The following is a 26162-nucleotide window of genomic DNA, read 5'->3' on the forward strand; positions in this document are numbered from 1 at the left end:
GTACATCCCGCCGGATGCCCTGGAAGTGTTCCTCGAGGCCTTCGAAGGCCCGCTGGACTTGCTGCTGTACCTGATCCGCAAGCAGAACATCAACATCCTCGACATCCCGGTGGCGGAAATCACCCGCCAGTACATGGGCTATGTCGAGTTGATGCAGTCGGTGCGCCTGGAACTGGCCGCCGAGTACCTGGTGATGGCCGCGATGCTCGCCGAGATCAAGTCGCGCATGCTGTTGCCGCGCTCGGAGACGATCGAGGCCGAAGAGGACGACCCGCGCGCCGAACTGATCCGACGGCTGCAGGAGTACGAACGCTTCAAGGCCGCCGCCGAAGGCATCGACGGCCTCAGCCGCGTGGGCCGCGATGTGGTGGTGCCCAAGCTCGATGCGCCGGAAGCCCGGGCGCGCAAGCTGTTGCCGGACGTGAGCCTGGAAGAGTTGCTGATGTCGATGGCCGAGGTACTGCGCCGTGGCGACATGTTTGAACACCACCAGGTCAGCCGCGAGGCGTTGTCGACCCGCGAGCGCATGAGCGATGTGCTCGAACGCCTCAAAGGCGGCGGTTTTGTGCCGTTTGTCGAGCTGTTCACCGCCGAAGAAGGGCGCCTGGGGGTGGTGGTGACCTTTATGGCGATCCTTGAGCTGGTCAAGGAATCCTTGGTCGAGCTGGTCCAGAATGAGCCTTTTGCGGCTATCCACGTGCGGGCGCGAGCCGAATAACGAGCTGAATCGATGAATCTGACTGAACCCCGCGAACTGGCCCCGCTGCTGGAGGCCTTTCTTCTGGCCTCGGGTAAGCCGCAATCCCTGGAGCGCCTGTTCGAACTCTTTGAAGAGGCCGAACGTCCTGAACCGCCGGTCTTCAAGAAAGCCCTGGAGATCCTGCGCAAGTCCTGCGACGGCCGCGCCTTTGAACTGCGCGAAGTGGCGTCGGGTTATCGCCTGCAGATACGTGAGAAGTTTTCCCCATGGGTCGGCCGCTTGTGGGAAGAACGCCCGCAGCGTTATTCCCGGGCGATGCTGGAAACCATGGCGCTGATCGCCTATCGCCAGCCGATCACTCGCGGTGAAATCGAGGACGTGCGCGGCGTGGCGGTCAACAGCCATATCGTCAAGACGTTGCTGGAGCGCGAGTGGATTCGCATCGTCGGTTACCGCGACGTGCCCGGCAAACCGGCGATGTTCGCCACCACCAAGGTGTTCCTCGACCACTTCAACCTGAAAAACCTCGACGACCTGCCGCCCTTGGCCGAATTGCGCGAGATGGAAACCGAGCCGGAACTCGACTTCGACGACGCCCCGGTCCCGGCGAGCCTGCAGGAACTGGCCGATGCCACGGCCGAGCCGGAAGAACCGAAGGACGAAACCAGTTTCCATACCTTGTTGCTGGAACTGGACGACATGGAGCAGGGGATCAAGACCGACTTCGATGACTTGCTGCGTGATGGCGCGGCCGAGCCCGAAAGCCAGGTGAATGTTGAAGTCGAGCCAGAGCCCGAAGCGGAACCTGAGGAAGACATCCTCGGCGTCGCCCAAGCCCGCGAAAAACTCCTGGCTGCCGTCGCCGCCCTCGAGCAGCCGCCGCTGAGCGACGAAGAGGACGAAGCCCGTGCCCTGGCCGAAGCCATCGAGGCCGAGCGCCGCCAGCTCGACGACTGACGCCCACCTTGTAGGAGCGAGCTTGCTCGCGAAAAACCCAAGAACACCGCAGACAACCAGATTCCCCGCGTTATCGTTGACGATATTCGCGAGCAAGCTCGCTCCTACAGCCGGTGGGCACCACCGGTCGGCGGAAAAACCACCGACTCGGCACTTATCGACTAGCCTCTGATGCGCAACGCGCGCCATGCGCGTATGATTCGCGACCCTTTGCCGATGTATTCGGCCAAAGCCCCGCTTTCAACACTCTTCAGGCCACGCCTGAATCGACCCACCGGGAGGTGCTTAAGATGAACGATAAAGACCAGAACGACAGCCAGGAAATCGGCCCAGCAGGCGAAAAACTGCAAAAGGTGCTGGCGCGTATCGGCGTGGGCTCGCGCCGCGACGTCGAAGCCTGGATCACCCAGAAGCGCATCAAGGTCAACGGCGTCGAGGCCACCCTCGGCCAGCGCGTCGACCTGCACGATGCAATCACCATTGATGGCAAGGTCATCAAGCGTGAAGAGGCCGCCGAATCGGTGCGCCGCGTGATCATGTACAACAAGCCCGATGGCGAGATCTGCACCCGTGACGACCCGGAAGGCCGTCCGACCGTGTTCGACAAGATGCCAAAGCCCAAAGAAGGCCGTTGGATCAACATCGGCCGTCTCGACATCAACACCACCGGCTTGCTGATGTTCACCACCGACGGTGAGCTGGCCAACCGCCTGATGCACCCGTCCTACGAGATGGACCGCGAATACGCCGTGCGTGTGCGTGGTGAAGTCGATGACGAGATGATCGAACGCTTGAAAGCGGGCGTCGTCCTCGAAGACGGCCCGGCCAAGTTCACCGACATCAAGCAAGCACCCGGCGGCGAAGGTTTCAACCACTGGTACCACTGCGTGGTGATGGAAGGTCGCAACCGTGAAGTGCGTCGCCTGTGGGAATCCCAGGGCCTGGTGGTCAGCCGCCTGAAGCGCGTGCGCTTCGGTCCGGTGTTTCTCAACTCCGACCTGCCGATGGGCCGCTGGCGCGAAATGAGCCAGTACGAAGTCGACATCCTCAGCGCCGAAGTCGGCCTGACGCCGGTCGCGATGCCGCAGATGAACGCCAAGAGCAAAGACAAGCTCGAACGCATGCAGCGTAAATCGTCGCGCCCGGTGGCCCGCACCGAACGCGTTGCCCGCACCCTGCGCCCGGCGCTGGATGCACCGGCTACCGGCGGGCGGATTTCCCGTGAGCCGCACATTGAAGGCGAGCGTCGTCCAACCGCGCCATCGCGTCAGGAAGGCGAACGTGCGCCACGCACGCCGCGTCCTGCCGGCCGTGGCGAAGCGCCAAGCGGTGGTCGCGGTAATCGCGGTGAAGCCGGTCGCGGTGCGCCCGCAGGTCGCCCGGCCGACAACGCCAGCACCAAGCGCCCAGCCAAGCCCGCGCCGAACAAGCGCCCAGGCCTGAAACTGGTGGCGGACGAGCCGTCGGGCAAGCGCCGTGGCGCGCCGGCCGGTTCCGGTCAGCGCCCGGGTTTTGGTCGCAAGAAACCGCAGTGATGTAAGCGCTGCATAAAAACGCCAACCCTCGGGTTGGCGTTTTTTTTGGATCTGCATTTGCAATGCCATCAACTGTGGGAGGGAGCAAGCCCCTCCCACAGTTGGATCTGATCAGAACGCAAAGGTGCTATCGAACACCGGCTTGTCATCCAGCGCCAACACCCCGCTGGCGAAGATCAAATCCAGGTGATGACTGCCTTTCTGCCCGCCACCCAACCCAAGGTGCAGGCCGCAGTGACGCTCTTCGAACCCGGCGTTGCGCGCATACAGATCCTTGACCCCTTCATTGGTACCGATCCCTAGTTCCTCCACGCGGCGGTTCGATGGGTTGGCGTTCAGGTACTTGTTGAAATCGTCCGCCAGCCCCGGGACGTCGCTGGCCACACTGCAGATGGTCGAGTTTTCGATCCACAGCTCCAGCGGTGATTGCAGCACGCCATATTTGCGTGCGAAGGGGATGGTGCTGAGGAAGGTGCCGACAAACCGCACCTGGCCGTTGATGGCTTCGCTGTGGGTGGCGATCTCGCCGGGGGCCAGGTCGTGGTTGCCGATGCCGTTGATATTGGTCCACTTCTTGATGCTGCTCAGCGGTGCTCGCAGGCGTGAGCCGTGCCGATCGCTGAAGCTCAGCACCGAGGCCTGGGACATGCGCCGGATCAGCGTGGCGTTGAGGTCGGCGATGCGTTGCGGCTCGACGCTGAAGGTGTCGTAGAAGTAGTCGCCGTAGTCCTTGAACAGCAGGGATTTTTTCCAGTGCTCGGCCATTACGCCATGCAACGCGCGGATAAAGTCCGGGCCTTCGGCGCGGGGGTTGGGCAGGGTCGAGGCGTCGTAGAAAAACAGGTACAGGTCGCAGGTTTCGATGGCTTCGGCCAGGGTGTCGCTGGCGGCCAGGTCCAGGCGCTGCACCTGGAAGTTGAAGCGGGCGGCGCTGCCGAGGCTGATCGCCTGGGCAATCGCCTCGTAGCGTTCGGTATGGCCCAGCAGCACGGTCGGCCGGCTCAAGCCGCTGAGGGCCGGATGGTGGGCGAGGTAGTAGAGAAAGTGTTCGACGGCGCGGGCCTTGTCCATGACGGGTGTCCTTGTGTGCCTTGGGTAAGGGGGCAGGCGCAGCGCACTGCGCCTGCCGGATGCCTGCCGGGGGTTAGAACGGCCACATCGCGGTGCCAAAAGGCACCACGGCATCGGCTTGCATCATTTCAACGGCGGCCTCATGGGTCGGCGCTTCAAACCAATCGTCGAGTTGCAGTTCGGTTTCCAGGTCGTTTTCCAGTGCTTGCATGGTGTATCTCCTAGAGGACGTTGTTTGAGAACGGCTTACCCGCGGGCTTCGCTGGGCAAGTGAAAGAACCTAGGTGAGAGTGTTTCGGAATGCAAAAATTTTATTGACACGGTCTCATTTGGATTTTTTGTTCTGTTTTTAGCGCGCCATTTTTTCCCCATGCAAAACAGCGCACTGGGGCAGGCGAGTGTTCGGATATGTCCTACCGCCAATTTTTTGTGAACTGACAGATACTGGCTGGGTGTAACGCCGATTTTCCGCGCTGTAACGATTGATTTACGCAAAAGGCCTGCGGTATCGGGCCGGTGCCGTGCTGTAAGGAATACCTGACAGATTGTCGCGGAGGCTCGCCAGGGCCGTCCGCAAGCGGTCGAGCGGTGTACAATGCGCCGCGTTTTACTGTGACCCCCTTGCGTAACCACGCAAAAGGCCAAGACCTCAGGGTTTATCCACCCTGATCACTCCGCCTGGCCACGAGCCAGACGGGTTCGATTTCGTCACAGATAAAAACAAACAGGTGACGCATGACCGATAGAACGACGCTGTATTCCTGGTGCCTGCGCTGGGGTTTGAGCGGCGCTGCTTGAGTCGAACAACAAGGCAGCAACCTGCATTCAACATCATCAAACCTTGCGTGAGAGCCTTTTCATGAGTGGACCCGATTCCTCTTCAGGCGAACTGAAACGTGGCCTGAAAAACCGTCATATCCAGTTGATCGCCCTCGGTGGCGCCATCGGCACCGGCCTGTTCCTGGGCTCGGCCGGGGTGCTCAAATCCGCCGGCCCGTCGATGATCCTGGGCTATGCCATCTGCGGCTTCATTGCCTTCATGATCATGCGCCAACTCGGCGAAATGATCGTCGAAGAGCCGGTAGCCGGTTCCTTCAGCCACTTTGCCCACAAATACTGGGGCGGTTTCGCTGGCTTCCTGTCGGGCTGGAACTGCTGGATTCTGTACATCCTGGTGGGCATGTCGGAGCTGACGGCTGTCGGCAAATACGTGCATTACTGGTGGCCGGAGATTCCGACCTGGGTGTCGGCGGCGGCGTTTTTCGTGTTGATCAACCTGATCAACCTGGCCAACGTCAAAGTCTTCGGCGAGGCTGAGTTCTGGTTCGCCATCATCAAGGTGGTGGCCATCGTCGGCATGATCGCCCTGGGCAGCTACCTGCTGGTCAGCGGCAGCGGCGGCCCGCAAGCCTCGGTGAGTAACCTGTGGGAACACGGCGGCTTCTTCCCCCACGGTGTCGGTGGGTTGGTGATGGCCATGGCGCTCATCATGTTCTCCTTCGGCGGCCTGGAAATGCTCGGCTTTACCGCGGCCGAAGCCGACCAGCCACGCACCGTGATCCCCAAGGCGATCAATCAGGTGATCTACCGCATCCTGATCTTCTACATCGGCGCCCTGGTGGTGCTGTTGTCGCTGACGCCGTGGGACAGCCTGCTGGCGACCCTCAATGCGTCCGGCGATGCCTATAGCGGCAGCCCGTTCGTGCAGGTGTTCTCGATGCTCGGCAGCAACACTGCCGCGCATATCCTCAACTTTGTGGTGCTGACCGCCGCGCTGTCGGTGTACAACAGCGGCACCTACTGCAACAGCCGGATGCTGCTGGGCATGGCCGAGCAGGGCGACGCGCCGCGGGTGTTGGCGAAGATCGACAAGCGCGGCGTGCCGGTGCGCTCGATCCTCGCCTCGGCGGCGATCACCCTGGTGGCGGTGCTGATGAATTACCTGGTCCCGCAACACGCGCTGGAACTGCTGATGTCGCTGGTGGTGGCCACGCTGGTGATCAACTGGGCGATGATCAGCTTCTCCCACTTCAAGTTCCGCCAGCACATGAACCGCACCGGCCAGGTGCCGTTGTTCAAGGCGCTGTGGTATCCGTATGGCAATTACCTGTGCCTGGCGTTCGTGGTGTTTATCCTGGTGATCATGTTGATGAGTCCGGGGATTCAGGTCTCGGTGTATGCGATCCCGGTGTGGGTGGCGTTCATGGGGCTGTGTTACTGGATCAAGAACAAGCGCCGCGCGGATCAGCGTCTGGCGACGGCCGCGCTGGAGTAACCCTTCGATGCTGTTGAGCAAACCCGGCCGCGTGCCGGGTTTGTCGTTTGAAGGGATGGGCGGGGCGCATTCGCGTATCCTTGGGCTCCCCTTAGAGGAACCCGTTGCTCATGCTGGTGATTTCCAACAACGTCCACTTGCCCGACGCCGAGATCGAGCTGACCGCCATTCGCGCCCAGGGCGCCGGCGGGCAGAACGTCAACAAGGTGTCGAGCGCGGTGCATCTGCGCTTTGATATTCCGGCCTCGTCGTTGCCGGAATTCTATAAGGAGCGCTTGCTGGCACTGCGCGACAGTCGGATTACCAGCGACGGCGTGCTGGTGCTCAAGGCCCAGCAATACCGCACCCAGGAACAGAACCGCGCCGATGCACTGGAGCGCCTGGTGGAGTTGATCCTCAGCGCCACCAAGGTGGAGAAGAAACGCCGCCCGACCAAACCGACCCTGGGCTCGAAGAAACGCCGCCTCGAATCCAAGACCAAGCGCGGCAGCATCAAGGCCGGGCGCGGCAAGGTCGACTTCTAGGCGTCGCGCGCCTCGCGGGCCTTGGGGGCTTGCCGGTACAGGTAGACACTCAGCAGCAACCCGACCAGGGCGGCGAGGGCGGCGAACAGGAAGATCGACGCAAAGCCAAAGCCGGCCGCCACGGCCCCGGCCAACGGGCCGGTGATCCCCAGCGACAGGTCGATGAACAGCGAGTACGCGCCCACCGCCGAACCCCGGCTGGACGCAGGCACCAGATTGACCGCCTCCACTCCCAGCGCCGGAAACACCAGAGAAAAACCGAAGCCGCTCAACGCCGCGCCCGCCAGTGCCCACGGCGCATCCGGCGCCAGCCACAGCAACAGCAGGCCCAGCACCTCCACCGACAGGCAGGCGATCGCCACGCGAAAGCCGCCGATGCGGTTGATCAAATTGCCGAACAACAGGCGCGCGCCGATAAAACTGGCGCCGAACAGGCTCAGTGCCCACACCGCGTTATCCCAATGCTGGGTGGTGTAATACAAGGTGATGAAGGTGGCGATGGTGCCAAAGCCGATGGAGCCCAGCGCCAGTGCGCAACCGTGAGGCAATACCCGGCCCAGCACATTCATGAAAGGCAGGCGCACCCCGGCGACAATCGGTGCCGGCTCTTTGCGCCACGCCAGCAGCAGACCCACCGCCGCCAGCAGCAGGATACTCACGCCCATGCTCCACAAGCCGAGGTGACGCACCAGCAGCACCCCCAACGGCGCGCCGACCGCCAGGGCGCCATAGCTGGCGATGCCGTTCCACGAGATGACCTTCGCCGTGTTCGCCGCCCCCACCCGGCCAATGCCCCAGCCGATGGCGCCCGAACCTACCAGGCTTTCGGCACTGCCCAGCACCAGGCGGCCGATGAGCAGGCTGCCCAGGCTCAGCGCCGGCAGGCTGGAAAACCACGCCGCGAGCAACATGAACACGCCGCTCAGGCCGCAGCCCGCCAGGCCGATCAGCACGGCGCGCTTGCTGCCCAGGTTATCGATGACGCGCCCGGCATACGGCCGGCTCAGCAGGGTGGCGAGGTATTGCACACTGATCACCAGCCCGGCGATCACCGCGCCAAAGCCCAGCTCACTGTGGACATAGCCCGGCAACACGGCCAGGGGAATGCCGATATTCAGGTAGCCGATAAAGGTGAACAACACGATGGAAACAACTTGCAGCGTGACCGCCATGGGGCGCTGGGTATCTGGCATGGGAAGGGTCCACTGTCGCAGCAGGTAAAGATAGGCTGCTAATGATACCGATGCTTTGGCCCGCGCAGGGCAGTAAAAAGCCAAAACGTCGGTCTAAACCGCGTCAGGACCGGGCAGGGGCGAGCAATTGCGTGGTGACCAGGGCGGCCAAGGCGTTTTCCTGGGTGCCGAAGCGCTTGAGCAGCAGGGCCTGTTTGTCCGCGTTGAGGCGGTTCCATACGTCGACCATCTGCAGGGCAGTGTCGAGTATGGCGGCGTTGGGGCTATCGGAGTGGTTGTCGGTCATGGCGGGTATCTCGGGAATTTCAGGCAGTGTGGAAAGCGCTCAAAGGTGCGCTTTCCACACGGTCTGGTACGGCGTCAGTCCTGGCTTTCGCGGTCGACTGGTTTTGCTTCTTTGGCCTCAGGCTGCTTGTCGCCGGCCTGCTGCGGTGTTGGCTGCTCTGTTGGGTGCAGGCTTGGGAAGGGGAGATTAGGTATCTCGTGCATCGTCGTCGCTCCTCGCAAAGTCTGTTTTTTCAATCGCAGGTGATTCCGCGCTCTCAAAAAGCCTTGGCAGGATACAGCACTGTAAATGACAAAAAGACTTTTATATCGACGGATGGACAAAGCGTCATCGTTAAAGCACAAGTGACCAGACGTCGCACCACTAGAACGGCACTTTGCCCAGGATCATGTCGCGGTACATCACGAAATCCCCGAGCAGGCTGTAGAACGGATGCTGGAAGGTCGCCGGGCGGTTCTTTTCGAAGAAGAAGTGGCCCACCCAGGCGAAGCCGTAGCCGGCGATGGGCACCGCAATCAGCAGGCCGAGGGCGCCTTTGCCCAGCACATACGCCAGAAGCCCAATCACCAGCGTGGTGCCGATAAAGTGCAGGCGCCGGCAGGTGCTGTTGCCGTGTTCTTTCAGGTAATACGGGTAAAACTCGGCGAAGCTATTGAATTGCTTGGTATTTCCCACGGTGATCGGCCCTCTGATTGTTATGCCGTCGAACAGTTGTTCGGCGGGGAGCTTATTTGAGTCTAGAGTGATCAGTGGTAACAGCCAGTGACATTAGATGCCACTTTAGTATCCTTGCCTTCCTGGCTGCGGTTTCAGCCTGCTTTATTAAGAAGACGCCATGAGCGAACGAACAACTTCTGCAAGCTGGGCGATGGGGATAGTCAAGGCACTGGAAATGGACGGCCTGGATTGCCAGGTGTTGTTCAAACAATTGGGCCTGGACTATGCCGCCCTCAACGACCCCGATGCGCGCTTTCCGCAAGACTCCATGACGCGGCTGTGGCAGCGTGCCGTGGAATTGTCGGGCAACCCCGCGATTGGCCTGAACATGGGCAAAGTGGTGCGCCCGGCGTCGTTTCACGTGACCGGTTACGCGCTGATGTCCAGCAACACATTGGCGGAAGGCTTTATGCGCCTGGTGCGCTACCAGCGGATCATCGCCGAAAGCGCTGACCTGAGTTTCCGATTATTACCCGAAGGCTATGCGCTGATTCTGACAGTACATGGCGATCACCTGCCGCCCACCCGGCAAAGCGCCGAAGCCTCGCTGGCCTGTGCGCTGGCGCTGTGCGGTTGGTTGACCGGGCGTACCCTGCAACCGCGCAAGGTGCTGCTGCAAGGTGAGCAACCCGCCGACCTCGCGCCCTACAAACAGGCGTTCCATGCGCCCCTGGAATTCAACGCGGCCTATGACGCGCTGATTTTCGAGCGCGCCGACATGGAGGCGCCGCTGCCCACCGCCAATGAGGCAATGGCGCTGCTGCACGACCGGTTTGCCGGTGAATACCTGGCGCGCTTCTCCGAAAGCCGCGTGACCCACAAGGCGCGGCAGGTGCTGTGCCGCCTGTTGCCCCAGGGCGAACCCAAGCGCGAAGTGGTGGCCCAGACCCTGCACCTGTCCCAACGCACGTTGCAGCGACGTCTGCAGGAAGAGGGCACCAGTTTCCAGACCCTGCTGGACGACACCCGCCGCGAACTCGCCGAGCAATACCTGGCGCAGCCGAGCATGACCCTGCTGGAGATCGCCTATCTGCTGGGCTTTGCCGACCCGAGCAACTTCTTCCGCGCCTTCCGCCGCTGGTTCGACGCCACGCCCGGCGAGTACCGCGCGCGCTTGCTGGATGCGTCGACGGTCAGTGACGCCAGAACGCCGGGATGCACAGAACAAAGACTGTAATGATTTCCAGCCGGCCGAGCAGCATGCCCAGCGCCAGTATCCACTTGGCCGCGTCCGGCAGGCTGGCGAAGTTGCCGGCCGGGCCGATGGTTTCGCCCAGGCCCGGGCCGACCCCGGACACCGTGCTGGCGGCGCCGGTCAGCGCGGTCATCCAGTCCAGGCCGAGCAGCGACAAGGCCAGGGCGATCATGCAAATGGTGATGGCGAAGAAAAACGAGAAGGTCAGGATCGAACGCACGATCTCTTCGTCGAGACGGTGGCCGTTGTACTTCTGCTTGATCACCGCGCGCGGGTGAATCAACTGGTTCAAGTTGGCCTTGAGCAGGATATAGGCGACCTGGAAGCGGAAGATCTTGATCCCGCCTGCCGTTGACCCCGAGCAACCGCCGATAAAGCCCAGGTAGAAAAACAGCATCAGTGAGAAATTGCCCCACAGGCTGTAGTCCCCCAGTGCAAAACCGGTCGTCGTCACCACCGACGTCACGTTCAGGGCCACATGGCGCAGCGCATCCAGCCAGTGCAGGTTGGTGGTCCACCAGTACCAGGTGCCGAGCACCAGCCAGGTCACCAACAGCAAGGCGAGCAAACCCTGCACCTGCTGATCCTTGATCAACGCCCGGCGGTTGCCGCGCAACGTGGCGACGTACAGGGTGAACGGCAGGCTGCCGAGGATCATCACCACCACCGCTACCCAATGCACCGCCGGTTGTTTCCAGTGCGCCAGGGACTCATCGGAGGTGGAAAACCCACCGGTGGAAATCGCCGACATCGCATGGTTGATCGCATCGAACAAGCCCATCCCGGCCCACCAGAACGCCAGGCTGCCGAGGATGGTGATGCCCACATACGCCGCCACGATCAGCCGCGCCACCATGTGCGAACGCGGCATGACCTTTTCCGAACGGTCCGAGGACTCGGTCTGGAACAGGCGCATGCCACCAATGCGCAGCAGCGGCAGGATCGCCACCGCCATGCCGATAAAGCCGATCCCGCCGAGCCAGTGCAGCAGCGAACGCCACATCAAAATGCCGGGCGATATGGTGTCCAGCCCGCTCAACACCGTGGAACCGGTGGCGGTGATGCCGGACATGCTTTCAAAAAACGAGTCGGTGTAGCTGATGTTCTGCGTCAGGAAAAACGGCAGCGCGGCGAAGATGCACACCACCACCCAACTGCTCACCGTCAGCAGGTACATGTCCCGGGGACGCAGGTGGATATGTTCCGGGCGACCGGGAATCACCAGGGCCAGGCCGGCGATAAAGGTAATCAGGCTGGCCCACAGGAACGACGGCAGGTCGCTGGTGCGTTCGAAGATCACCAGGATGGCCATCGGAACGACCATGGCGATCGCGAGGGTGATCAGGAAGATGCCGATGATGAAGCCAATGATGCGAAGGGTCGGCAACGCCATGAAGTCTGCTCGGGTGACAGGGGAAGGGCGCCATTCTACCTGGGGTGCAGGGCATGTAAACCTTGGCCGCCGATCGGCGGCGCGTAGCTATGTAGCGCATGGTTCAGAGGGGGCTTAGGCACGATGGGCCGGTATGTTTCCTATTCGAGAGGCCACCATGCCGTCTGATTTATTGTTATCTGCACCGCCAACTGTCAAGGACGCCCCGCAACAGGTTGCGTTGCGCGAACAGTTAATGGCGCTCGACCGCCAGATCTCCGAGCAGTTTCAGTCGCCACCGACGTTCCATTCATTTGTGCAGCATGCGTTCGAGCAAGCATTCCCGACCTTGACGCCCAGCCTCGATGTGCGCCACGCCTTCATCCGACTGCCGGAGACGTCCATCCCGCCAGCGACGTCAGAGGCGCAACCGCCCACCGAGGCCGAGTTGCTGCCCACGCTGTTCGATGCGGTGGTGCAACGTATCACCGCTGACCAGCCAGCGAGTTATGCGGGGCGCATGGCGACCCTGCATCGACTGCCGGCGACGGGCGAAGCGCTGCTGCCCTTGAGCGGTATCACCCCGGCCGGGCTGGATAAATTCCTCGACCGCCTGGTCGCCGAGCTGACCGCTTCTTACAGCGCTTTCGTGCAAGCCTTCTGGACGCGCGCGCGCAGCCTGACCGATGCGCGCACGCAGAAACAATGGTTGGTGCAAACCCGTATCGAACTGCTGAAAACCGAAGTGGCGCTACTGGCTGCCGACCGCCTGCTCAGCCCCGCCGACCAGGACCTGTTCGCCCTGGTACTGCGTCACCCGCACGCCCAGGCACGACAGGCGCTGCGCGCTGACCGGCCGTGTGTCTACGCGGTTGCCCTCAAGGGAGCTCCCGGCGCTGCGGACCTGACCTTGCGCGGCGCCTTTGTGCTGACCTCCAGAGACCCGGAACAAGCCGTGGTGAGGGCGCAGGAGGCGGTCGAGCCGGCCCGGGTGCGCCCCGTGGACCCAAGCATGAACGTCGGCACGCTGCTGCTGTTTCTGCCGGACTCCGGGCTTGAAGCGTTTGACTCCCTGGCCAGCCTGGATCGGGAGTTGCATCGGCGTTTGAACCACCCCGTCGAATTCGCCGCGGTGCTCGCTGGCCTGGCGGTGGCGGATCAGGCGCAAGGCTTGGCCCTGCATCGTCAGCTCAAGGCCACGGGGCAGGTGGTCTACCATGAACAGCTCGAGTCGCCGTTCGTTGAGAGTGTCGAGGCGCAATGCCGGTTGATGCTCGACAACTTCACCTCAACCCTGTCGCGCTACCCGTCACCGGTCGACCCCATCGAAGTGGCCGAGCTGCCGCAGGTGCTGGACCGGGTCACGGACCCCGCTCGCCTTTTCAGTGCCGGCGGGGTGTTGTGGGGCCGCGAAATCAAGCGCGGGCAGGCGCAGCTCCGGACCTTTCTGCACGACGCATCCCCCGCCGATAAACAGGCGTGGCGCGCCGCGATGGCCGATTATTACGAGCTGCTGTCGCGCCTGCCGGACGCCGAGGGCTTGCCGTCGCTGGCGCAATTCAGTGATAAACCGACGCTGCTGGCATACGCCAACCAACAGCTGCGCATTCGCCTCAAGGCTGACTATGCACTGGACATCGACCCCGACACTGTCCGCGTACACACCAAAGAACCGTTCGTACCGGCGACTGTCGTGGTTCCGGGCGCGCCTGCTCCGGCGCCGCGCGAGCCCGGTACAGCGTTGTTCCGGCAGCGAAGCCGCACGCTGACCGAGCTGGCCCTGGAGAATCTCGGCGGGCTGGATTTTAACTTCACGCACTTTTCCAGGCTCAGTGAAAACACGCGCAAAAAGCCTGATGAAGCACTGCTCCCCGAAGATCTGGAGGCGGCCCCGGCCTATGACGGGCTGACCCTGCAACAGGTCAAGGATCTGGTGCGCGCGGTCAATGTCGGACAAGGCTACGACACCTTTCTGAAGGACCGCCTTATCACCTCGCCGGCTGCGCTCGCGCAAAAACACACCTATGGCCAAGTCATGCGGCGGCAACTGCGTCTCGACGCCATCGAGGCCAAGATCCACGGCGACTTCCTCCCGGACCGCCTGGCCCGTGGCTTCAATTGGGTGCGGGCGGTGCTCGATGCCCCCGTCGACAGTGATCGGCGCGAGCGCGTCGACGGGCATCGGATTCTCGTGCAGCACTTGAAACTGCGCGGTCAGCGCGTGCGCGGGGTACTGCTGTTCGGCACGGCCGCCGCCGGGGTCGGCTCGATCGTTGTGTACACCCCGCAGGCGCCCGACGGTCGCGTGTTCCACGAGTACGCCAAAGACCGCCTGATGAGCGACTTCATCATCAACAGCAGTTGGCGCGCCTACCTGCTGGGGCGCGTGGAGCGGGCCTTCGAGCCTCACGTCCGCGCCGTGCTCAGGGGCCGCGGCGACGTGTCGATGGTGAGCCTGAGCCGGATTGCCGACGACTTCTTCGAGGAGGCTTATGAGGCTGAAGCGAACTGCGTGATCAACGACGCCGCCGCGCAAGCGAAGAGCACCCGGCAAGTCGACATTGAAACCGGCCTGAACGTCGCCACCGTGGCCTTCGACGTGCTGTCCATGGTGCTGCCGGTCAGGATCATGTTGCCGATCGGTTTGGCGCGCAGCCTGTTTTCGGTGTTCAACGCCGTCGAGGCGCTGGACCTGGGCGACCGCGCCGGTGCCGCACAGTCTTTCGTGCGCTCGCTGGGCGAACTGGTCGGTGCGCTGGTGGACGGCGCGGTCGGCGCCCGCGCACCGGTGGCGGGCTCCCGGCCAAGGGCGTTGCCGGCGGAGATGGCGCTGGGGAAAAAGCCCGAGGGTGTGGCGCCGTTGGCCGGATGGGAAGGCCAGGGCGTGTATCACGCGCCCTCGAACGCCGCGGGTGCCCAGCACTACTTCCTCAATGACGGTGGGCGTTGGTACTCGATCCTCGATGACGGCGACAAAGCCGCCTGGCGGCTCAGGGACGCACGCAAGCTGACGCAATATCACTACGCGCCGATTCGGCGGAATGCGTCGGGGCAGTGGGAAATAGGTTCCCATCCGCTAGCCGGACTCAAGGGCGGCAACGCGCCGGAGCGTGCCCTCAGGGACCTTTACCCTCGGCTGGATGAGGTGCAGGCCAGACGCGTGTTTGAGTCGTTCAACTTCCCGGCGGGGCGCGAAATCGAATATCGGCTGGCCCTGGTCGAAAACCTGCGGCTGAGGCTCTCCACGGCGGCCTTCGAGACCTATCTGAACGTACCGCTTCTGCGGTTTCAGTGGCGTCTGGACGGGATTGATCTGCCGGACCTGCCGGTGGTGGCGACCCGCCATCCGCCGCCCGCCGAGCTGCCACCGAGCCTACCGACGCCACCACGCGCCAGTACCCGTGTCGCGGCGCCCGAGGCCACGGTGGTGCGTCCTGCAAACGAACAATTCATCGAGTGGGGCAGAACCCTCGACGTGGCCGAACTCGAGGTGGTGGATGCGACGCGGGGCATCTATCGGCGGGTTGCCGGTGATCCGCAGTGGCTGGGGCAGGAATACATCAAGATGGACCAGCGCTATTTCGCGATTTTGCCCCGCGACCCCAGCGCGCCCAACGACGTATTGATTCGTGACCCGAGGCGGCCGGCCATGCATTTCCTGGATCTGGAAAACCTGCTGCTCTCCGGCATTTACAATCAGCCCCGACAGGTGAAGTTTGCCACCGGTGACGGGCTGTGGGTCGTCGCCAGTGGCGTGGCCTTGAAAAAACTGGTCACCGCCTATGTGCGCGAGGCGTTTGCGCTGTTGACCACCCGCAGCCAAGTCGAACTCGCCCAGATCCTGTTCAATCGGGCCAACCCGGGGGGCTTGACCCAACTGGGCCTGCGCTCGCTGATACGCACCCTGCGGGACTGGCAGTTCTGGCTGCCCACGGCGCAGGGGCGGTTGGCCGATCCGTTTTCGTTGCTGCCGCCTACCCACACGCTCAGCGACGGCAGTTGGCTGTTACCGACCGCGCCCGGGCATTACCGCCGCCTGGACTTTCGTCCGGAGCCCGTCGCGGTGCCGCTGTTCAACGCGCTCCCGCCCGGCTCGGCCGGCTGGTTGCGGAGCTTGATGAGCGAGGTGGTGAGCCGCTGTCGCTACGGCGTGCTTGGCGGCTATGACGTTGCCGGCGAGCTGCTGTTCCGGCGTGCGGGGGATGTCAGGCTGTATTGGTTGAGAACGCGGCGTGTGGTCGGTGAGCGGATTGCCGCCGACGCGCAGGTTGCGCCCTACCGCAGCTTGATGGATGAGCCGACGCGAACCCTGGTCGCCCAGGCTGAGGCCAGTCATAACCTGGTACCGCTGATCGGCGGCATCCAACTGACGACGCCCATCGCGTCGCCGCAGATTTTTATCATTCGGGTGTAATGCCTTCGACTGCGGGCGTAAAAAGAATGCCCCGAGCGAGTCGGGGCATTCTTTATGGCACTTAGGCGTCGGCAGTGATCAGAACTCGTGATCAGCGCTATCCGGGTTCAGGTCGCTGATCCCCAGCTTGCCGGCAGCCGCTTCGATCGAACCGGTCTGCTTGACCAGTGCGGCGATGGCATCCCGCACGATCTGGTTGCCCGCGTCGTTACCCGCAGCGATCAACTGGTCGTAGTGCTCACCCTTGTTGGCGTGGTCAACCATGACCTGGATCTTCGCTTCGGTCGCCGCCAGGTCCGCTTTCAACGCGGCGTCGGCGGCCGGGTCGGCCTTGGCCACCAGGGATGACAGGCTGGCGCCGGTCATTTTGCTGCCGTCAGTGCGGGTGTACTCGCCCAGGTAGACGTTGCGGATGCCCTTGGCGTCGTAGAAGTGCGAGTTGTGGGTGTTGTCGCTGAAACAGTCCTGCTCGTCTTCCGGCGAGTTGGCTTCCAGGGACACCTTCATGCGCTCACCGGCCAGTTCGCCGAGCGATAGGCTGCCCATGCCGAACAGCATTTTGCGCAGGCCGTCGGTGGCCGGTTCGGCCTCCAGGGTGGCGCGGTAGTTGTCTTCGACGTTGGGTTTCCAGTTGCCGACCATTTCTTCCAGGTCGCTGACCAGCAACTGCGTCACGGCGCGCAGGTACGTGCGGCGGCGCTCGTTGTGGCCACCGGTTGCACCGTCGCCGGTCATGTAGTCCGACGCAGGACGGTTGCCGGCGCCCGGGCCGGTGCCGTTCAGGTCCTGGCCCCACAGCAGGAATTCGATGGCGTGGTAGCCGGTGGCGACGTTGGCTTCGGAACCGCCCAGCTCATTGAGGCTGGCGAGTTTTTCCGGGGTGATGTCCTTGACGTCGACCTTGTCTTCGCCGACCTGGATCTCGGTGTTGGCGATGATGTTGGCCGTGGCGCCAGGGTTGCCCAGCGCGTGCTCGTAGGATTTGTCGGTGTAGTCGATCAGGCCTTCGTCCAGGGGCCAGGCGTTCACTTGGCCTTCCCAGTCGTCGATGATGGTGTTGCCGAAGCGGAACACTTCGCTCTGCAGGTACGGCACGCGCGCGGCGACCCAGGCGGTACGGGCGGCTTTGAGGGTCTCGTCGTTCGGGTTGGCGAGGAAGGTGTCGATCGCGGTTTGCAGGGTTTTCGCGGTGGACTCGGCATCGCTGTACACCGCGAACACCATGTCAGCGTAATGCGCGACCACGGCCTTGGCGGCGGTTTCGTCGACCTGGCCGGCAGGGGCGGCAGCCGCCGGAGCGGCAGTGCTGGCGGCCGGGGTCGGCGCCTGGGGCGCGGCGGCCTTGTCTTTACCTTCGCCGCAACCGGCGAGCGAAATGGCAATGGCCAACAGACTGGCGGTGGCCAGGGGCATACGAATCATGGCGAACATCCTGCATCGGTCGTTGATAGGGCGCGCGGGGGCCGCGCAAAACTGCAACATAATGCGAAAGATTTGCATTTTCTGTAAAGGGTTATACGAGGGAAATCTCAACTATCGTTTGGTCGTGTCAGAGAATGGCCGCGTTATTCCGTTCGGCCTGCTTCAAATACGCCGCCAACTCCCGTGCCGGCAACGGTTTGCTGTAGTGGTAGCCCTGACCTTCATGGCAGCCCTCGGAGATGATGTAAGCCTCCTGTTCCGCGGTTTCCACGCCTTCGGCGATCACCTGCATGCCCAGGCTTTTACCCAATTGGATAATCGCGCGCACGATGGTGGCGTCGTCGTCATCGTCGAGCAGGTCCTGCACGAAGCTCTTGTCGATCTTGATCTTGTCCAGCGGCAGGCTTTTCAGATAGCTCAAGGATGAATAGCCGGTGCCGAAGTCATCGATGGCGATCAGCGCGCCGGAGCGGCGCAGGCTCAGCAGGTGCTGGGCGGCGGTGCTGATGTCTTCCATCAGGCCGGTCTCGGTCACTTCCAGTTCCAGGCTGCGTGGCGGCAAGCGATAGATCTGCATCAGGTTATTCACCACCCGTGGCAATTCGGTGTGGTGCAGTTGCACGGTGGACAGGTTGACCGCCATGCGCAGCTCGGTGAAGCCCTGGTCGTGCCATTCGCGCAATTGTCGACAGGCCTGGTCGAGCACCCATTCACCGATCGCGATAATCGTGCCGTTCTGTTCCGCCAGGGGGATGAACAAGTCCGGCGGCACCAGGCCGTGTTCCGGGTGCTGCCAACGGATCAACGCTTCGACGCCGACCACGCGGTGGTCGCGGTAGCTGATCTGCGGTTGGTACACCAGGTAAAACTGATTGCGGCTCAAGGCGTCGCGCAGGTCTTTCTCCAGTTCGCGGCGTCGGCGCATTTCACTGTCGACACTGGCGATATAGAACTGATAGCGGTTGCGCGAGCGGCTCTTGGCCAGGGTCATGGTCTGTTCGGCTTTTTGCAGCAGTTTCTCGGTGCTGTCGCCGTCTTCCGGGAACAAGGTGATGCCGATGGTGGCGCGCAGGCGAATCTGCTCGCTGTCGAGGGCAAACTCCGCTTCCAGGTCATCGAGGATGCTTTGCGCCAGTTCGGCGGCTTCGTAGGGCTGATCGATATCGGCCTGCACCAGGGCGAACTGGTCGCCGCCGAGGCGGGCGAGGGCGCCGAGGCGGCCGCTGTGGGCGCGCAGGCGATCGGCCAGGGCCAGCAGCAGTTTGTCGCCGGCCTGGTAGGTGAACTGCTCGTTGACGCTTTTGAAGTCATCCAGGCCCACGCACAACACGGCGACGCGGCGCTGCCGACGGCCGGCGTCGATCAGGATCTTGTCCAGTTGCTCCTGCAGTTTCTGGCGGTTCGGCAGGCCGGTGAGAAAGTCGTACTGGGCCATGCGCAGCAGGCTGGATTCCGCTTCATGGCGCAGGTGGGTGTTGCGTTCGATGGATTCGAGCAACTGGTTGGCCGTATTGATCCACAGCCCCAGTTCATTGCGTTCGTGGCCCTTGAGCTGGGGGATCTTGTGTTCGCTGGGGCGGTCGGGGTTGATCGAGGTCAGGTGCTCGATAATCCGCGACAGCGGCTTGGTCAGCAGCCAGTGATACACCAGGTACAGCACCAGGCCCATGGCCAGTGCGCGCAGCACCCCGGAAATAAAAATGATCACCGAGCTGACAATGAAACCCTTGCCGTAGGTGGCCGTGTCGAGCGTGATGCTCAGGTCGCCGTAATACTCGCTATAGGGGCCTTTGCCGACCAGGGCGGTGGTGAACGTGCGCTCCTGGCCGAGAATCAGGTCGGTCAACCAGCGGCTGGAGGATTGCTGCAAGGCGCGGTTTTTTTCCGCGAGCATGGTTTCGTTGGGATGGCCGATGGAGGCCATGCGGACCGCGTCGTCCTGAAACAGACCTTCGATCACCTGCATGCCCATCTCGCGGTCCAGGCTGTAGACGGCCTGGGTCGAGGGGTCGCGAAACATGTCGAGGATGCGCTGGGCATCATCGGCCACGGCCTGGCGCGTCTTGTAGGCATCGAAAACGATCTGCGCCACGCTCAGCGCCACGCCCACGATCAATGCCGACAGCAGCACAACCCGTAGCAACTTCACCGACAAGCTGTTTTTGAGTTCCAGCTTCAAAGGGGCATTCCTTGTCTCATGCGGGTGGCCTTCAATATGCCATGAGTATTGGCAATCTGGTGATGGCAGTCAAAGGAACATTGCGGCGCGATGCTCCATGACGCCATGGTGGGCCGGTCTGTTGCAGGCGGGGTCGTCAGGCGAGGGGGGAATTCAAGTGATGGCGGACTGATTTTGCTCCGCCACCGTTCACGCTTTCCCAATCAGAATTTGATTTGCTGCTGTTGATTCGTTGCGCTGCCGGCAGCACTCGTTGCGTTTTTCAGAAGGTCTTTTGCGACATTCATGGCCATACCGGCGGCTTGTTCAGCCAACGGCATTAGCACGGGGGCGAGTGCTGCGGCTGCGGAGGCTGCTGCTCCTAATCCTGCTGCGCCTGCGATCATAAGTTAATTCTCCGACATTGAATGAAAGGGACATTCCTCTCACTGCCTGGGTGGCAATTTCCGCGCAGTTGGTTCCGTCATGCCCGGCTGGCGCCGCCGTCGAACGCACAAAAAAAAGCCCGGCAATCGCCGGGCTCTTTTTACTGCAAGGGGTGCTTAGGCAGTGAAGGCCTTGCCTTCGAACTGCTCAGCCACGAACTTCCAGTTGACCAGGTTCCAGAACGCTTCCACATACTTTGGACGGGCGTTGCGGTAGTCGATGTAGTAAGCGTGTTCCCAGACGTCGCAGGTCAGCAGCGGGGTGTCGCCGCTGGTCAGCGGGTTGCCGGCGCCGATGGTGCTGGCCAGGGCCAGGGAACCGTCAGCCTTTTTCACCAGCCAGCCCCAACCGGAACCGAAGGTGCCGACGGACGTCTTGGTGAATTCTTCTTTGAACTTGTCGAACGAACCGAACGCAGCGTTGATGGCCTCAGCCAGTGCGCCGGTCGGTTGACCGCCGGCGTTTGGCGCCAGGCAGTTCCAGTAGAAGGTGTGGTTCCAGACCTGAGCGGCGTTGTTGAAGATGCCGCCCGAAGAAGACTTGACGATTTCTTCCAGGGTCTTGCCTTCGAACTCGGTGCCAGGCACCAGGTTGTTCAGGTTCACGACATAGGTGTTGTGGTGCTTGTCGTGGTGGTATTCCAAGGTTTCCTTGGAAATGTGCGGCTGCAGGGCATCGTGTGCGTAGGGCAGCGGCGGCAATTCGAAAGCCATGATGATTCTCCTAATCAGGTCAGTTGCGGTGAGCGCAAGGCCGATCACGGGCGGCCAAACAAGCGCCGGGGAGTTTGTACTCTTTGCGGCGCAGGGTCCGGATCATAGCACCCGGGGTGTGGCAAAACCACGCAACAACTGTGTGGGATAGAGGTTCCAGAGCGTTTTGGAATATTCATCATGCACTGATCAATTGATAGGCCACGCTGAACATCATCCCCGCCACCAGAAGGTCGAGCAGGCGCCACGTCGTCGGACGTGCCAGCCAAGGGGCCAACCAGGCGGCGCCGAGCGCCAGCGTGGCGAACCACAGGAACGAAGCGCTGGCCGCGCCGGCCACATAGGCGCCGGGTTCGGTCTGCTGGGCGCCCAGCGAGCCAATCAGCAGCACGGTGTCCAAGTAAACGTGGGGGTTGAGCAACGTCACCGCCAACGCGCTAAGCAACACGGCGCGCAATGAGCGCACCTTGAGGGCGTCGCCTTGGTCGAGGCTCTGTTTCGAACAGGCCCGCCGCAGCGCGCAGGCGCCGTACCACAGCAGGAACGCGGCACCGCCCCAGCGGGCAATCCCCAGCAGGATCGGGCTTTGCGCCAGTATCGTCGCCAGGCCGAATACCCCGGCGGCCACCAGCAGCGCATCGCAGACCACACACAGGGCCGCCACCGGCAGGTGGTGTTCACGACGCAGGCTTTGCGCGAGCACAAAGGCGTTCTGGCTGCCGATGGCCATGATCAGCCCCAACGCGACCAGCAGGCCGTTCATATAGCTTTGCCACATAGTTGAAGATCCTTGCTCAAGCCGAAACGATGCTGGCTATCTTCCCTGGCATAGCTGTATAAGAAAAACCAATATTGCTGATCGCTCATTAGAGAAACTGATGTTCGACTATAAATTGCTCTCCGCCCTGGCGGCGGTGGTGGAACAAGCCGGCTTCGAGCGCGGTGCCCAGGTGCTGGGGTTGTCGCAATCGGCGATCTCCCAGCGTATCAAGCTGCTGGAGGCACGGATCGGCCAGCCGGTGCTGGTGCGGGCCACGCCGCCGACGCCGACCGATATCGGCCGGCGCCTGCTCAACCATGTGCAACAGGTACGGCTGCTGGAGCGCGACTTGCAAAGCCAGGTGCCGGCGCTGGATGAAGAAGGCATGCCCGAACGCCTGCGCATCGCGTTGAATGCCGACAGCCTCGCCACCTGGTGGGCCGAGGCCGTCAGCGACTTTTGCGCCGAGCAGCATTTGCTGCTGGACCTGGTGGTGGAAGACCAGACCGTCGGCCTCAAGCGCATGCGCGCCGGTGAAGTGGCGGCCTGTATCTGCGCCAGTGAACGCCCGGTGGCCGGGGCGCGCAGCCTGTTGCTGGGCGCCATGCGCTATCGGGCGCTGGCGAGTCCGGCGTTTATCGCACGGCACTTCCCCAACGGTGTGCGCGCCGATCAACTGGCGCGCACGCCGGCCTTGGTATTCGGCCCGGACGATTTCCTGCAACACCGCTACCTGGCCGCGCTCGGGGTGGACGGCGGTTTCGAGCACCATTTGTGCCCGTCGTCCGAAGGGTTTATCCGCTTGGCGGAAGCCGGGCTCGGTTGGGGCCTGGTGCCTGAACTGCAGGTCGGCGACCAGCTGCAAAGGGGCGTATTGGTCGAGTTATTGCCAGATAAGCCCATCGATGTGCCGCTGTACTGGCATCATTGGCGCAGTGGCGGGCAACTGTTGGGTTTGTTGACCGACCATCTGGCTCAGGCCTGTGGTCAATGGTTGGTGCCGTTGGACTGATGGCGGGCGTCAAGGCAACAGCGATGAAAAACGAAAGAACACGGAGTAATACATGAAGATTCTGGTCACCGGCGCAAGCGGCTTCATCGGCGGGCGCTTTGCGCGTTTCGCCCTGGAGCAGGGCCTGGACGTGCGGGTCAACGGGCGGCGCGCCGAAGGTGTGGAACACCTGGTACGGCGCGGTGCCGAGTTTATCCAGGGTGATTTGAATGATGCCGACCTGGTGCGCGAACTGTGCCGCGATGTCGAAGCCGTGGTGCATTGCGCCGGCGCTGTCGGGCTGTGGGGGCGCTATCAGGATTTCCATCAGGGCAATGTGCTGGTGACCGAGAACGTTGTCGAAGCCTGCCTCAAGCAACGGGTCGGGCGCTTGGTTCACTTGTCGTCGCCATCGATCTATTTCGACGGCCGCGACCACCTGGGGCTGACCGAGGACCAAGTGCCCAAGCGCTTCAAGCATCCTTATGCCGCCACCAAGTACCTGGCCGAGCAAAAGGTGTTCGGTGCCCAGGAATTCGGCCTCGAAGTCCTGGCCCTGCGCCCGCGTTTTGTCACCGGCGCCGGCGACATGAGCATCTTCCCGCGTCTGCTGAAAATGCAGCGCAAGAACCGCCTGGCCATCGTCGGCGACGGCCTGAACAAGGTCGACTTCACCAGCGTCCACAACCTCAACGAAGCACTGCTCAGCAGTCTGCTCGCCACCGGCTCGGCGCTGGGCAAAGCCTACAACATCAGTAACGGCACCCCGGTGCCGGTGTGGGATGTGGTGAACTACGTGATGCGCCAGATGGACTTGCCCCAGGTGACGCGGTATCGGTCCTACGGTTTGTCCTACAGTATCGCCGCGTTGAACGAGGCATTCTGCGCGCTGTGGCCCGGGCGCCCGGAGCCGGCGTTGTCGCGCCTGGGCATGCAGGTGATGAACAAAGATTTCACCCTCGACATCAGCCGCGCAAGGCATTATCTCGATTATGACCCCAAGGTCAGCCTGTGGACCGCGCTCGACGAGTTCTGCAGCTGGTGGAAGGCCCAGGAACCGGGGCTGAAGTAAGCTCACAAGCAGCAACACATCGGGAACCGAATTCAGGGTTCCAGGTCGATCAGTGCGGTAGGACAGCGGTTTATACTGCCGCCGCTCGGCTTTTCAGATAGCTATCTCACCGATTCAGGGTTGATTCATGCGTAACGATGCCAACGACGATTTCGACAATGTTCCCAGCCTGCGGGCCGACTCCTTGGACGATGATGATTTCGTGCCGACCGCCGCCACCTCCGTGCGTTCGCGCAATACCCCTGTGGTCAAGGTCAAGAGCGCCAGTACCGGGCCGCTGTGGGCCTTGGTCGGCGCGCTGCTGATCGCCTTTGCCGGCCTGGCCTGGTGGAGCTTCCAGCAGATCTCCCTGATGGGCCAGCAACTGGTTGCCACCCAGGAAAGTTTTGCACGCATCAGCGAAGAAGCGGCGGGGCGCCTGCAGGATATTTCCGGCAAGTTCGTGGCCAGTGAGGCCAGCGTGAACAACGGCAGCGAAGCGCTGAAACTGCAGATCAAGCAACTGGAAACCCAGTTGCTGGAGCAGGGCAAGCAGCAAGTCGGCGTGGCCGGCCAGGCCACCGAACTGGATAAGCGCCTGGCCCAGATGACCGCCAGCACCACCGACCTGTCCAACGCCAACGCCAAGCTGCAAGGCCAGGTGCAGGCGTTGACCGACGCCGTGGCCAGCCTCAAGGCCGCACAAGGTGAGGCCGCCAAGCGCGATGCCGAGATCAGGGAACTGGTCGCCGACGTGGCGGCCCTGAAGAAACAGGGCAACCCGAGTGCAGCCATCGCCCGTCTTGAACAAGACCTGGTGGTGCTAAAGAGCGCGCAGGACAACCAGCCGGGCAATAGCGACGCGCCGACCAATAAAGAGTTCGATGTGTTCCGCATCCAGACCACCCGCAATATCACCACCTTGCAGAGCCAGATGCAGAACCTGAACCAGCGCCTCAATGCGCCGGCCGCGGTCACGCCGATCGGTCAGTAAAGGGTTTGGGCAAATGTCACCATCTGGTGACATTTCCCTGGTCCTTCGTTACATGTGCTCACCTCGCCCTTGTTTAGACTCCGGTCATCCCACAAACAATAATAAGGGCTCCCCATGACCACCCAACCACTGCCTGCCAGCAGTTGGCTGAACGCACCTGCCCACCACGCCTGGCTCGCCAGCGAAGGCCAGCGCCTGCTGTCATTCGCCAAGGCTTCGCGCCTGCCCGACGGGTTCGGCAACCTGGACGATAAAGGCCAGTTGCCGGCCGATGCCGTTGCCGAGACCATGAACACCGCGCGCATGACCCATAGCTTCGCCATGGCTCACGCGATGGGGTTGCCCGGTTATGCCGGGCTGGTCGAGCATGGGGTGGCCGCCCTCAGCGGCGCGCTGCGCGATAACGCGCACGGTGGCTGGTTCGCCACGCCCCACGCTGTGGATGGCAATACCGGCAAGGCTGCCTACCTACACGCTTTTGTCGCCCTGGCCGCCAGTTCTGCGCTGGTCGCGGGCGCACCCGGCGCACAAGCCCTGTTGAACGACGCGATCCAGATCATCGAGCAGTTTTTCTGGAGCGAGGAGGAGGGCGTCATGCTCGAATCCTTTGCCCAGGACTGGAGCGGCGTCGAAGCCTATCGCGGCGCCAACAGCAACATGCACGCGACGGAAGCGTTCCTCGCCCTGGCCGACGTCACCGCCGACACACGCTGGCTGGACCGCGCGCTGCACATCGTCGAGCGCGTGATCCACACCCACGCCGCCGGCAACCGGTTCATGGTGATCGAGCACTTCGACGCCCAGTGGACACCCTTGCGCGGTTACAACGAAGACAACCCCGCCGACGGCTTCCGCCCCTATGGCGTGACCCCCGGCCACGGCTTCGAGTGGGCGCGGCTGCTATTGCACCTGGAGGCTGCGCGCCTGCGGGCCGGGCTGGCCACGCCGGACTGGCTGGTGACCGACGCCAAAGGCCTGTTCGCCAGCGCCTGCGACAGCGCCTGGGCCGTGGATGGCGCCCCCGGCATCGTCTACACCCTGGACTGGAACCAGCGCCCGGTAGTGCGCGAGCGCCTGCACTGGACCCACGCCGAAGCCAGCGCCGCCGCGCAGGCCTTGCTCAAACGCACCTTCGAGCCGCATTACGAAACCTGGTACCGGCGCTTCTGGGAGTTTTGCGACAGCCATTTCATCGACCGTACCCACGGCAGCTGGCACCACGAACTCAGCCCGCACAATCAGCCCAGCAGCAAGATCTGGGGCGGCAAACCGGACCTGTACCATGCCTGGCAAGCGGTCCTGCTGCCGGCGCTGCCGTTGGCGCCGAGCATGGCCAGTGCGTTGGGTTCCGGGTGCTATGTCACCAAGTGGTGACATTTGTGCATCC

Annotated in this window: 23 protein-coding genes; 11 read left to right on the forward strand and 12 right to left on the reverse strand. The window is 62.6% G+C overall.

Annotated features, from left to right (window positions below):
• The first annotated feature begins 19 nt into the window (after positions 1-19).
• The 3 genes from ACVWZP_RS27170 (at position 20) to rluB (ending at position 3192) form a co-directional block, all read left to right on the forward strand.
• Positions 20-718, forward strand: a complete 699-nt coding sequence (locus ACVWZP_RS27170; protein ID WP_169850570.1) for a segregation and condensation protein A — start codon at positions 20-22, stop codon at positions 716-718.
• A gap of 12 nt (positions 719-730) precedes the next feature.
• Positions 731-1657, forward strand: coding sequence for an SMC-Scp complex subunit ScpB (scpB, locus tag ACVWZP_RS27175; protein ID WP_046382275.1), 927 nt, complete (start codon positions 731-733; stop codon positions 1655-1657).
• 290 nt (positions 1658-1947) lie between these two features.
• Positions 1948-3192 (forward strand): 23S rRNA pseudouridine(2605) synthase RluB, encoded by a 1245-nt coding sequence (gene rluB, locus ACVWZP_RS27180; RefSeq protein ID WP_017847162.1) that lies wholly within the window; start codon positions 1948-1950, stop codon positions 3190-3192.
• Positions 3193-3303: 111 nt separating this feature from the next.
• Here the strand turns inward: rluB and ACVWZP_RS27185 are convergent, their stop codons facing one another.
• Together ACVWZP_RS27185 and ACVWZP_RS27190 are read right to left on the reverse strand one after the other, a co-directional pair.
• The gene (locus ACVWZP_RS27185) at positions 3304-4263 is read right to left on the reverse strand and encodes a leucyl aminopeptidase (RefSeq protein WP_457370279.1); all 960 of its coding nucleotides are present in this window, start codon (positions 4261-4263) and stop codon (positions 3304-3306) included.
• 73 nt (positions 4264-4336) lie between these two features.
• Positions 4337-4474, reverse strand: a complete 138-nt coding sequence (locus ACVWZP_RS27190; protein WP_003175756.1) for a hypothetical protein — start codon at positions 4472-4474, stop codon at positions 4337-4339.
• A 648-nt stretch (positions 4475-5122) separates the two neighbouring features.
• Here ACVWZP_RS27190 and ACVWZP_RS27195 point away from each other — a divergent pair.
• Complete coding sequence (locus ACVWZP_RS27195; RefSeq protein ID WP_046382276.1) at positions 5123-6538, forward strand: amino acid permease; 1416 nt, start codon at positions 5123-5125, stop codon at positions 6536-6538.
• 110 nt (positions 6539-6648) lie between these two features.
• Entirely contained in the window at positions 6649-7062 is a 414-nt protein-coding gene (gene arfB, locus ACVWZP_RS27200; RefSeq protein WP_017847165.1) for an alternative ribosome rescue aminoacyl-tRNA hydrolase ArfB, read from the forward strand.
• On the opposite strand, the gene ACVWZP_RS27205 is transcribed toward arfB, so the two are convergent.
• The 4 genes from ACVWZP_RS27205 to ACVWZP_RS27220 all read right to left on the reverse strand — a co-directional run bounded on the left by ACVWZP_RS27205 (position 7059) and on the right by ACVWZP_RS27220 (position 9216).
• Entirely contained in the window at positions 7059-8255 is a 1197-nt protein-coding gene (locus tag ACVWZP_RS27205; RefSeq protein WP_104902577.1) for an MFS transporter, read from the reverse strand. The genes arfB and ACVWZP_RS27205 overlap by 4 nt on opposite strands.
• Before the next feature lie 103 nt (positions 8256-8358).
• The gene (locus ACVWZP_RS27210) at positions 8359-8541 is read right to left on the reverse strand and encodes a hypothetical protein (RefSeq protein WP_046382277.1); all 183 of its coding nucleotides are present in this window, start codon (positions 8539-8541) and stop codon (positions 8359-8361) included.
• A gap of 74 nt (positions 8542-8615) precedes the next feature.
• Positions 8616-8744 (reverse strand): hypothetical protein, encoded by a 129-nt coding sequence (locus ACVWZP_RS27215; protein ID WP_017847168.1) that lies wholly within the window; start codon positions 8742-8744, stop codon positions 8616-8618.
• Positions 8745-8904: 160 nt separating this feature from the next.
• Positions 8905-9216: a DUF962 domain-containing protein gene (locus tag ACVWZP_RS27220; protein ID WP_017847169.1), complete on the reverse strand. Its 312-nt coding sequence runs from the start codon at positions 9214-9216 to the stop codon at positions 8905-8907.
• A 160-nt stretch (positions 9217-9376) separates the two neighbouring features.
• Here ACVWZP_RS27220 and ACVWZP_RS27225 point away from each other — a divergent pair, with 160 nt between their 5' ends.
• The gene (locus ACVWZP_RS27225) at positions 9377-10435 is read left to right on the forward strand and encodes an AraC family transcriptional regulator (RefSeq protein WP_046382278.1); all 1059 of its coding nucleotides are present in this window, start codon (positions 9377-9379) and stop codon (positions 10433-10435) included.
• Here the strand turns inward: ACVWZP_RS27225 and ACVWZP_RS27230 are convergent.
• Positions 10392-11846, reverse strand: a complete 1455-nt coding sequence (locus tag ACVWZP_RS27230; protein ID WP_301556546.1) for a TrkH family potassium uptake protein — start codon at positions 11844-11846, stop codon at positions 10392-10394. The two genes, ACVWZP_RS27225 and ACVWZP_RS27230, sit on opposite strands and share 44 nt — an antisense overlap.
• Positions 11847-12003: 157 nt before the next feature.
• Here ACVWZP_RS27230 and ACVWZP_RS27235 point away from each other — a divergent pair, with 157 nt between their 5' ends.
• Positions 12004-16239: a dermonecrotic toxin domain-containing protein gene (locus ACVWZP_RS27235; RefSeq protein ID WP_457370280.1), complete on the forward strand. Its 4236-nt coding sequence runs from the start codon at positions 12004-12006 to the stop codon at positions 16237-16239.
• A 78-nt stretch (positions 16240-16317) separates the two neighbouring features.
• Here the strand turns inward: ACVWZP_RS27235 and ACVWZP_RS27240 are convergent, their stop codons facing one another.
• The 5 genes from ACVWZP_RS27240 to ACVWZP_RS27260 all read right to left on the reverse strand — a co-directional run bounded on the left by ACVWZP_RS27240 (position 16318) and on the right by ACVWZP_RS27260 (position 21757).
• Positions 16318-17661, reverse strand: coding sequence for an imelysin family protein (locus tag ACVWZP_RS27240; RefSeq protein ID WP_126589216.1), 1344 nt, complete (start codon positions 17659-17661; stop codon positions 16318-16320).
• Between the two features lie 127 nt (positions 17662-17788).
• The gene (locus tag ACVWZP_RS27245) at positions 17789-19840 is read right to left on the reverse strand and encodes a putative bifunctional diguanylate cyclase/phosphodiesterase (protein ID WP_017847174.1); all 2052 of its coding nucleotides are present in this window, start codon (positions 19838-19840) and stop codon (positions 17789-17791) included.
• Positions 19841-20043: 203 nt separating this feature from the next.
• A complete protein-coding gene (locus tag ACVWZP_RS27250; RefSeq protein WP_017847175.1) occupies positions 20044-20226 on the reverse strand; it encodes a hypothetical protein in 183 nt (60 codons plus the stop codon).
• A gap of 156 nt (positions 20227-20382) precedes the next feature.
• On the reverse strand, positions 20383-20979 hold the full coding sequence (locus tag ACVWZP_RS27255; RefSeq protein WP_017847176.1) for a superoxide dismutase: 597 nt from the start codon (positions 20977-20979) through the stop codon (positions 20383-20385).
• 178 nt (positions 20980-21157) lie between these two features.
• A complete protein-coding gene (locus ACVWZP_RS27260) occupies positions 21158-21757 on the reverse strand; it encodes a LysE/ArgO family amino acid transporter (protein WP_057004515.1) in 600 nt (199 codons plus the stop codon).
• 100 nt (positions 21758-21857) lie between these two features.
• Here ACVWZP_RS27260 and ACVWZP_RS27265 point away from each other — a divergent pair, with 100 nt between their 5' ends.
• The 4 genes from ACVWZP_RS27265 to ACVWZP_RS27280 all read left to right on the forward strand — a co-directional run bounded on the left by ACVWZP_RS27265 (position 21858) and on the right by ACVWZP_RS27280 (position 26149).
• Complete coding sequence (locus ACVWZP_RS27265) at positions 21858-22751, forward strand: LysR family transcriptional regulator ArgP (protein ID WP_017847178.1); 894 nt, start codon at positions 21858-21860, stop codon at positions 22749-22751.
• A 52-nt stretch (positions 22752-22803) separates the two neighbouring features.
• Positions 22804-23802, forward strand: a complete 999-nt coding sequence (locus ACVWZP_RS27270; protein ID WP_046382282.1) for an NAD-dependent epimerase/dehydratase family protein — start codon at positions 22804-22806, stop codon at positions 23800-23802.
• A 127-nt stretch (positions 23803-23929) separates the two neighbouring features.
• Positions 23930-24775, forward strand: coding sequence for a hypothetical protein (locus ACVWZP_RS27275; protein WP_017847180.1), 846 nt, complete (start codon positions 23930-23932; stop codon positions 24773-24775).
• A 114-nt stretch (positions 24776-24889) separates the two neighbouring features.
• Positions 24890-26149: a D-mannose isomerase gene (locus ACVWZP_RS27280; protein ID WP_457370281.1), complete on the forward strand. Its 1260-nt coding sequence runs from the start codon at positions 24890-24892 to the stop codon at positions 26147-26149.
• Positions 26150-26162 lie beyond the last annotated feature (13 nt).

The organism is Pseudomonas sp. TE36184, assembly GCF_054060055.1.

Excerpts from the sequence above, each read along its gene's own strand:
- ACVWZP_RS27265 (WP_017847178.1), top strand. The coding sequence starts at position 21,858 with ATGTTCGACTATAAATTGCTCTCCGCCCTGGCGGCGGTGGTGGAACAA.
- ACVWZP_RS27250 (WP_017847175.1), bottom strand. The coding sequence starts at position 20,226 with ATGATCGCAGGCGCAGCAGGATTAGGAGCAGCAGCCTCCGCAGCCGCA.
- ACVWZP_RS27210 (WP_046382277.1), bottom strand. The coding sequence starts at position 8,541 with ATGACCGACAACCACTCCGATAGCCCCAACGCCGCCATACTCGACACT.
- scpB (WP_046382275.1), top strand. The coding sequence starts at position 731 with ATGAATCTGACTGAACCCCGCGAACTGGCCCCGCTGCTGGAGGCCTTT.
- ACVWZP_RS27270 (WP_046382282.1), top strand. The coding sequence starts at position 22,804 with ATGAAGATTCTGGTCACCGGCGCAAGCGGCTTCATCGGCGGGCGCTTT.
- ACVWZP_RS27190 (WP_003175756.1), bottom strand. The coding sequence starts at position 4,474 with ATGCAAGCACTGGAAAACGACCTGGAAACCGAACTGCAACTCGACGAT.
- rluB (WP_017847162.1), top strand. The coding sequence starts at position 1,948 with ATGAACGATAAAGACCAGAACGACAGCCAGGAAATCGGCCCAGCAGGC.
- ACVWZP_RS27215 (WP_017847168.1), bottom strand. The coding sequence starts at position 8,744 with ATGCACGAGATACCTAATCTCCCCTTCCCAAGCCTGCACCCAACAGAG.
- ACVWZP_RS27235 (WP_457370280.1), top strand. The coding sequence starts at position 12,004 with ATGCCGTCTGATTTATTGTTATCTGCACCGCCAACTGTCAAGGACGCC.
- ACVWZP_RS27195 (WP_046382276.1), top strand. The coding sequence starts at position 5,123 with ATGAGTGGACCCGATTCCTCTTCAGGCGAACTGAAACGTGGCCTGAAA.
- ACVWZP_RS27230 (WP_301556546.1), bottom strand. The coding sequence starts at position 11,846 with ATGGCGTTGCCGACCCTTCGCATCATTGGCTTCATCATCGGCATCTTC.
- arfB (WP_017847165.1), top strand. The coding sequence starts at position 6,649 with ATGCTGGTGATTTCCAACAACGTCCACTTGCCCGACGCCGAGATCGAG.
- ACVWZP_RS27260 (WP_057004515.1), bottom strand. The coding sequence starts at position 21,757 with ATGTGGCAAAGCTATATGAACGGCCTGCTGGTCGCGTTGGGGCTGATC.
- ACVWZP_RS27255 (WP_017847176.1), bottom strand. The coding sequence starts at position 20,979 with ATGGCTTTCGAATTGCCGCCGCTGCCCTACGCACACGATGCCCTGCAG.
- ACVWZP_RS27205 (WP_104902577.1), bottom strand. The coding sequence starts at position 8,255 with ATGCCAGATACCCAGCGCCCCATGGCGGTCACGCTGCAAGTTGTTTCC.
- ACVWZP_RS27240 (WP_126589216.1), bottom strand. The coding sequence starts at position 17,661 with ATGATTCGTATGCCCCTGGCCACCGCCAGTCTGTTGGCCATTGCCATT.
- ACVWZP_RS27280 (WP_457370281.1), top strand. The coding sequence starts at position 24,890 with ATGACCACCCAACCACTGCCTGCCAGCAGTTGGCTGAACGCACCTGCC.
- ACVWZP_RS27275 (WP_017847180.1), top strand. The coding sequence starts at position 23,930 with ATGCGTAACGATGCCAACGACGATTTCGACAATGTTCCCAGCCTGCGG.
- ACVWZP_RS27185 (WP_457370279.1), bottom strand. The coding sequence starts at position 4,263 with ATGGACAAGGCCCGCGCCGTCGAACACTTTCTCTACTACCTCGCCCAC.
- ACVWZP_RS27225 (WP_046382278.1), top strand. The coding sequence starts at position 9,377 with ATGAGCGAACGAACAACTTCTGCAAGCTGGGCGATGGGGATAGTCAAG.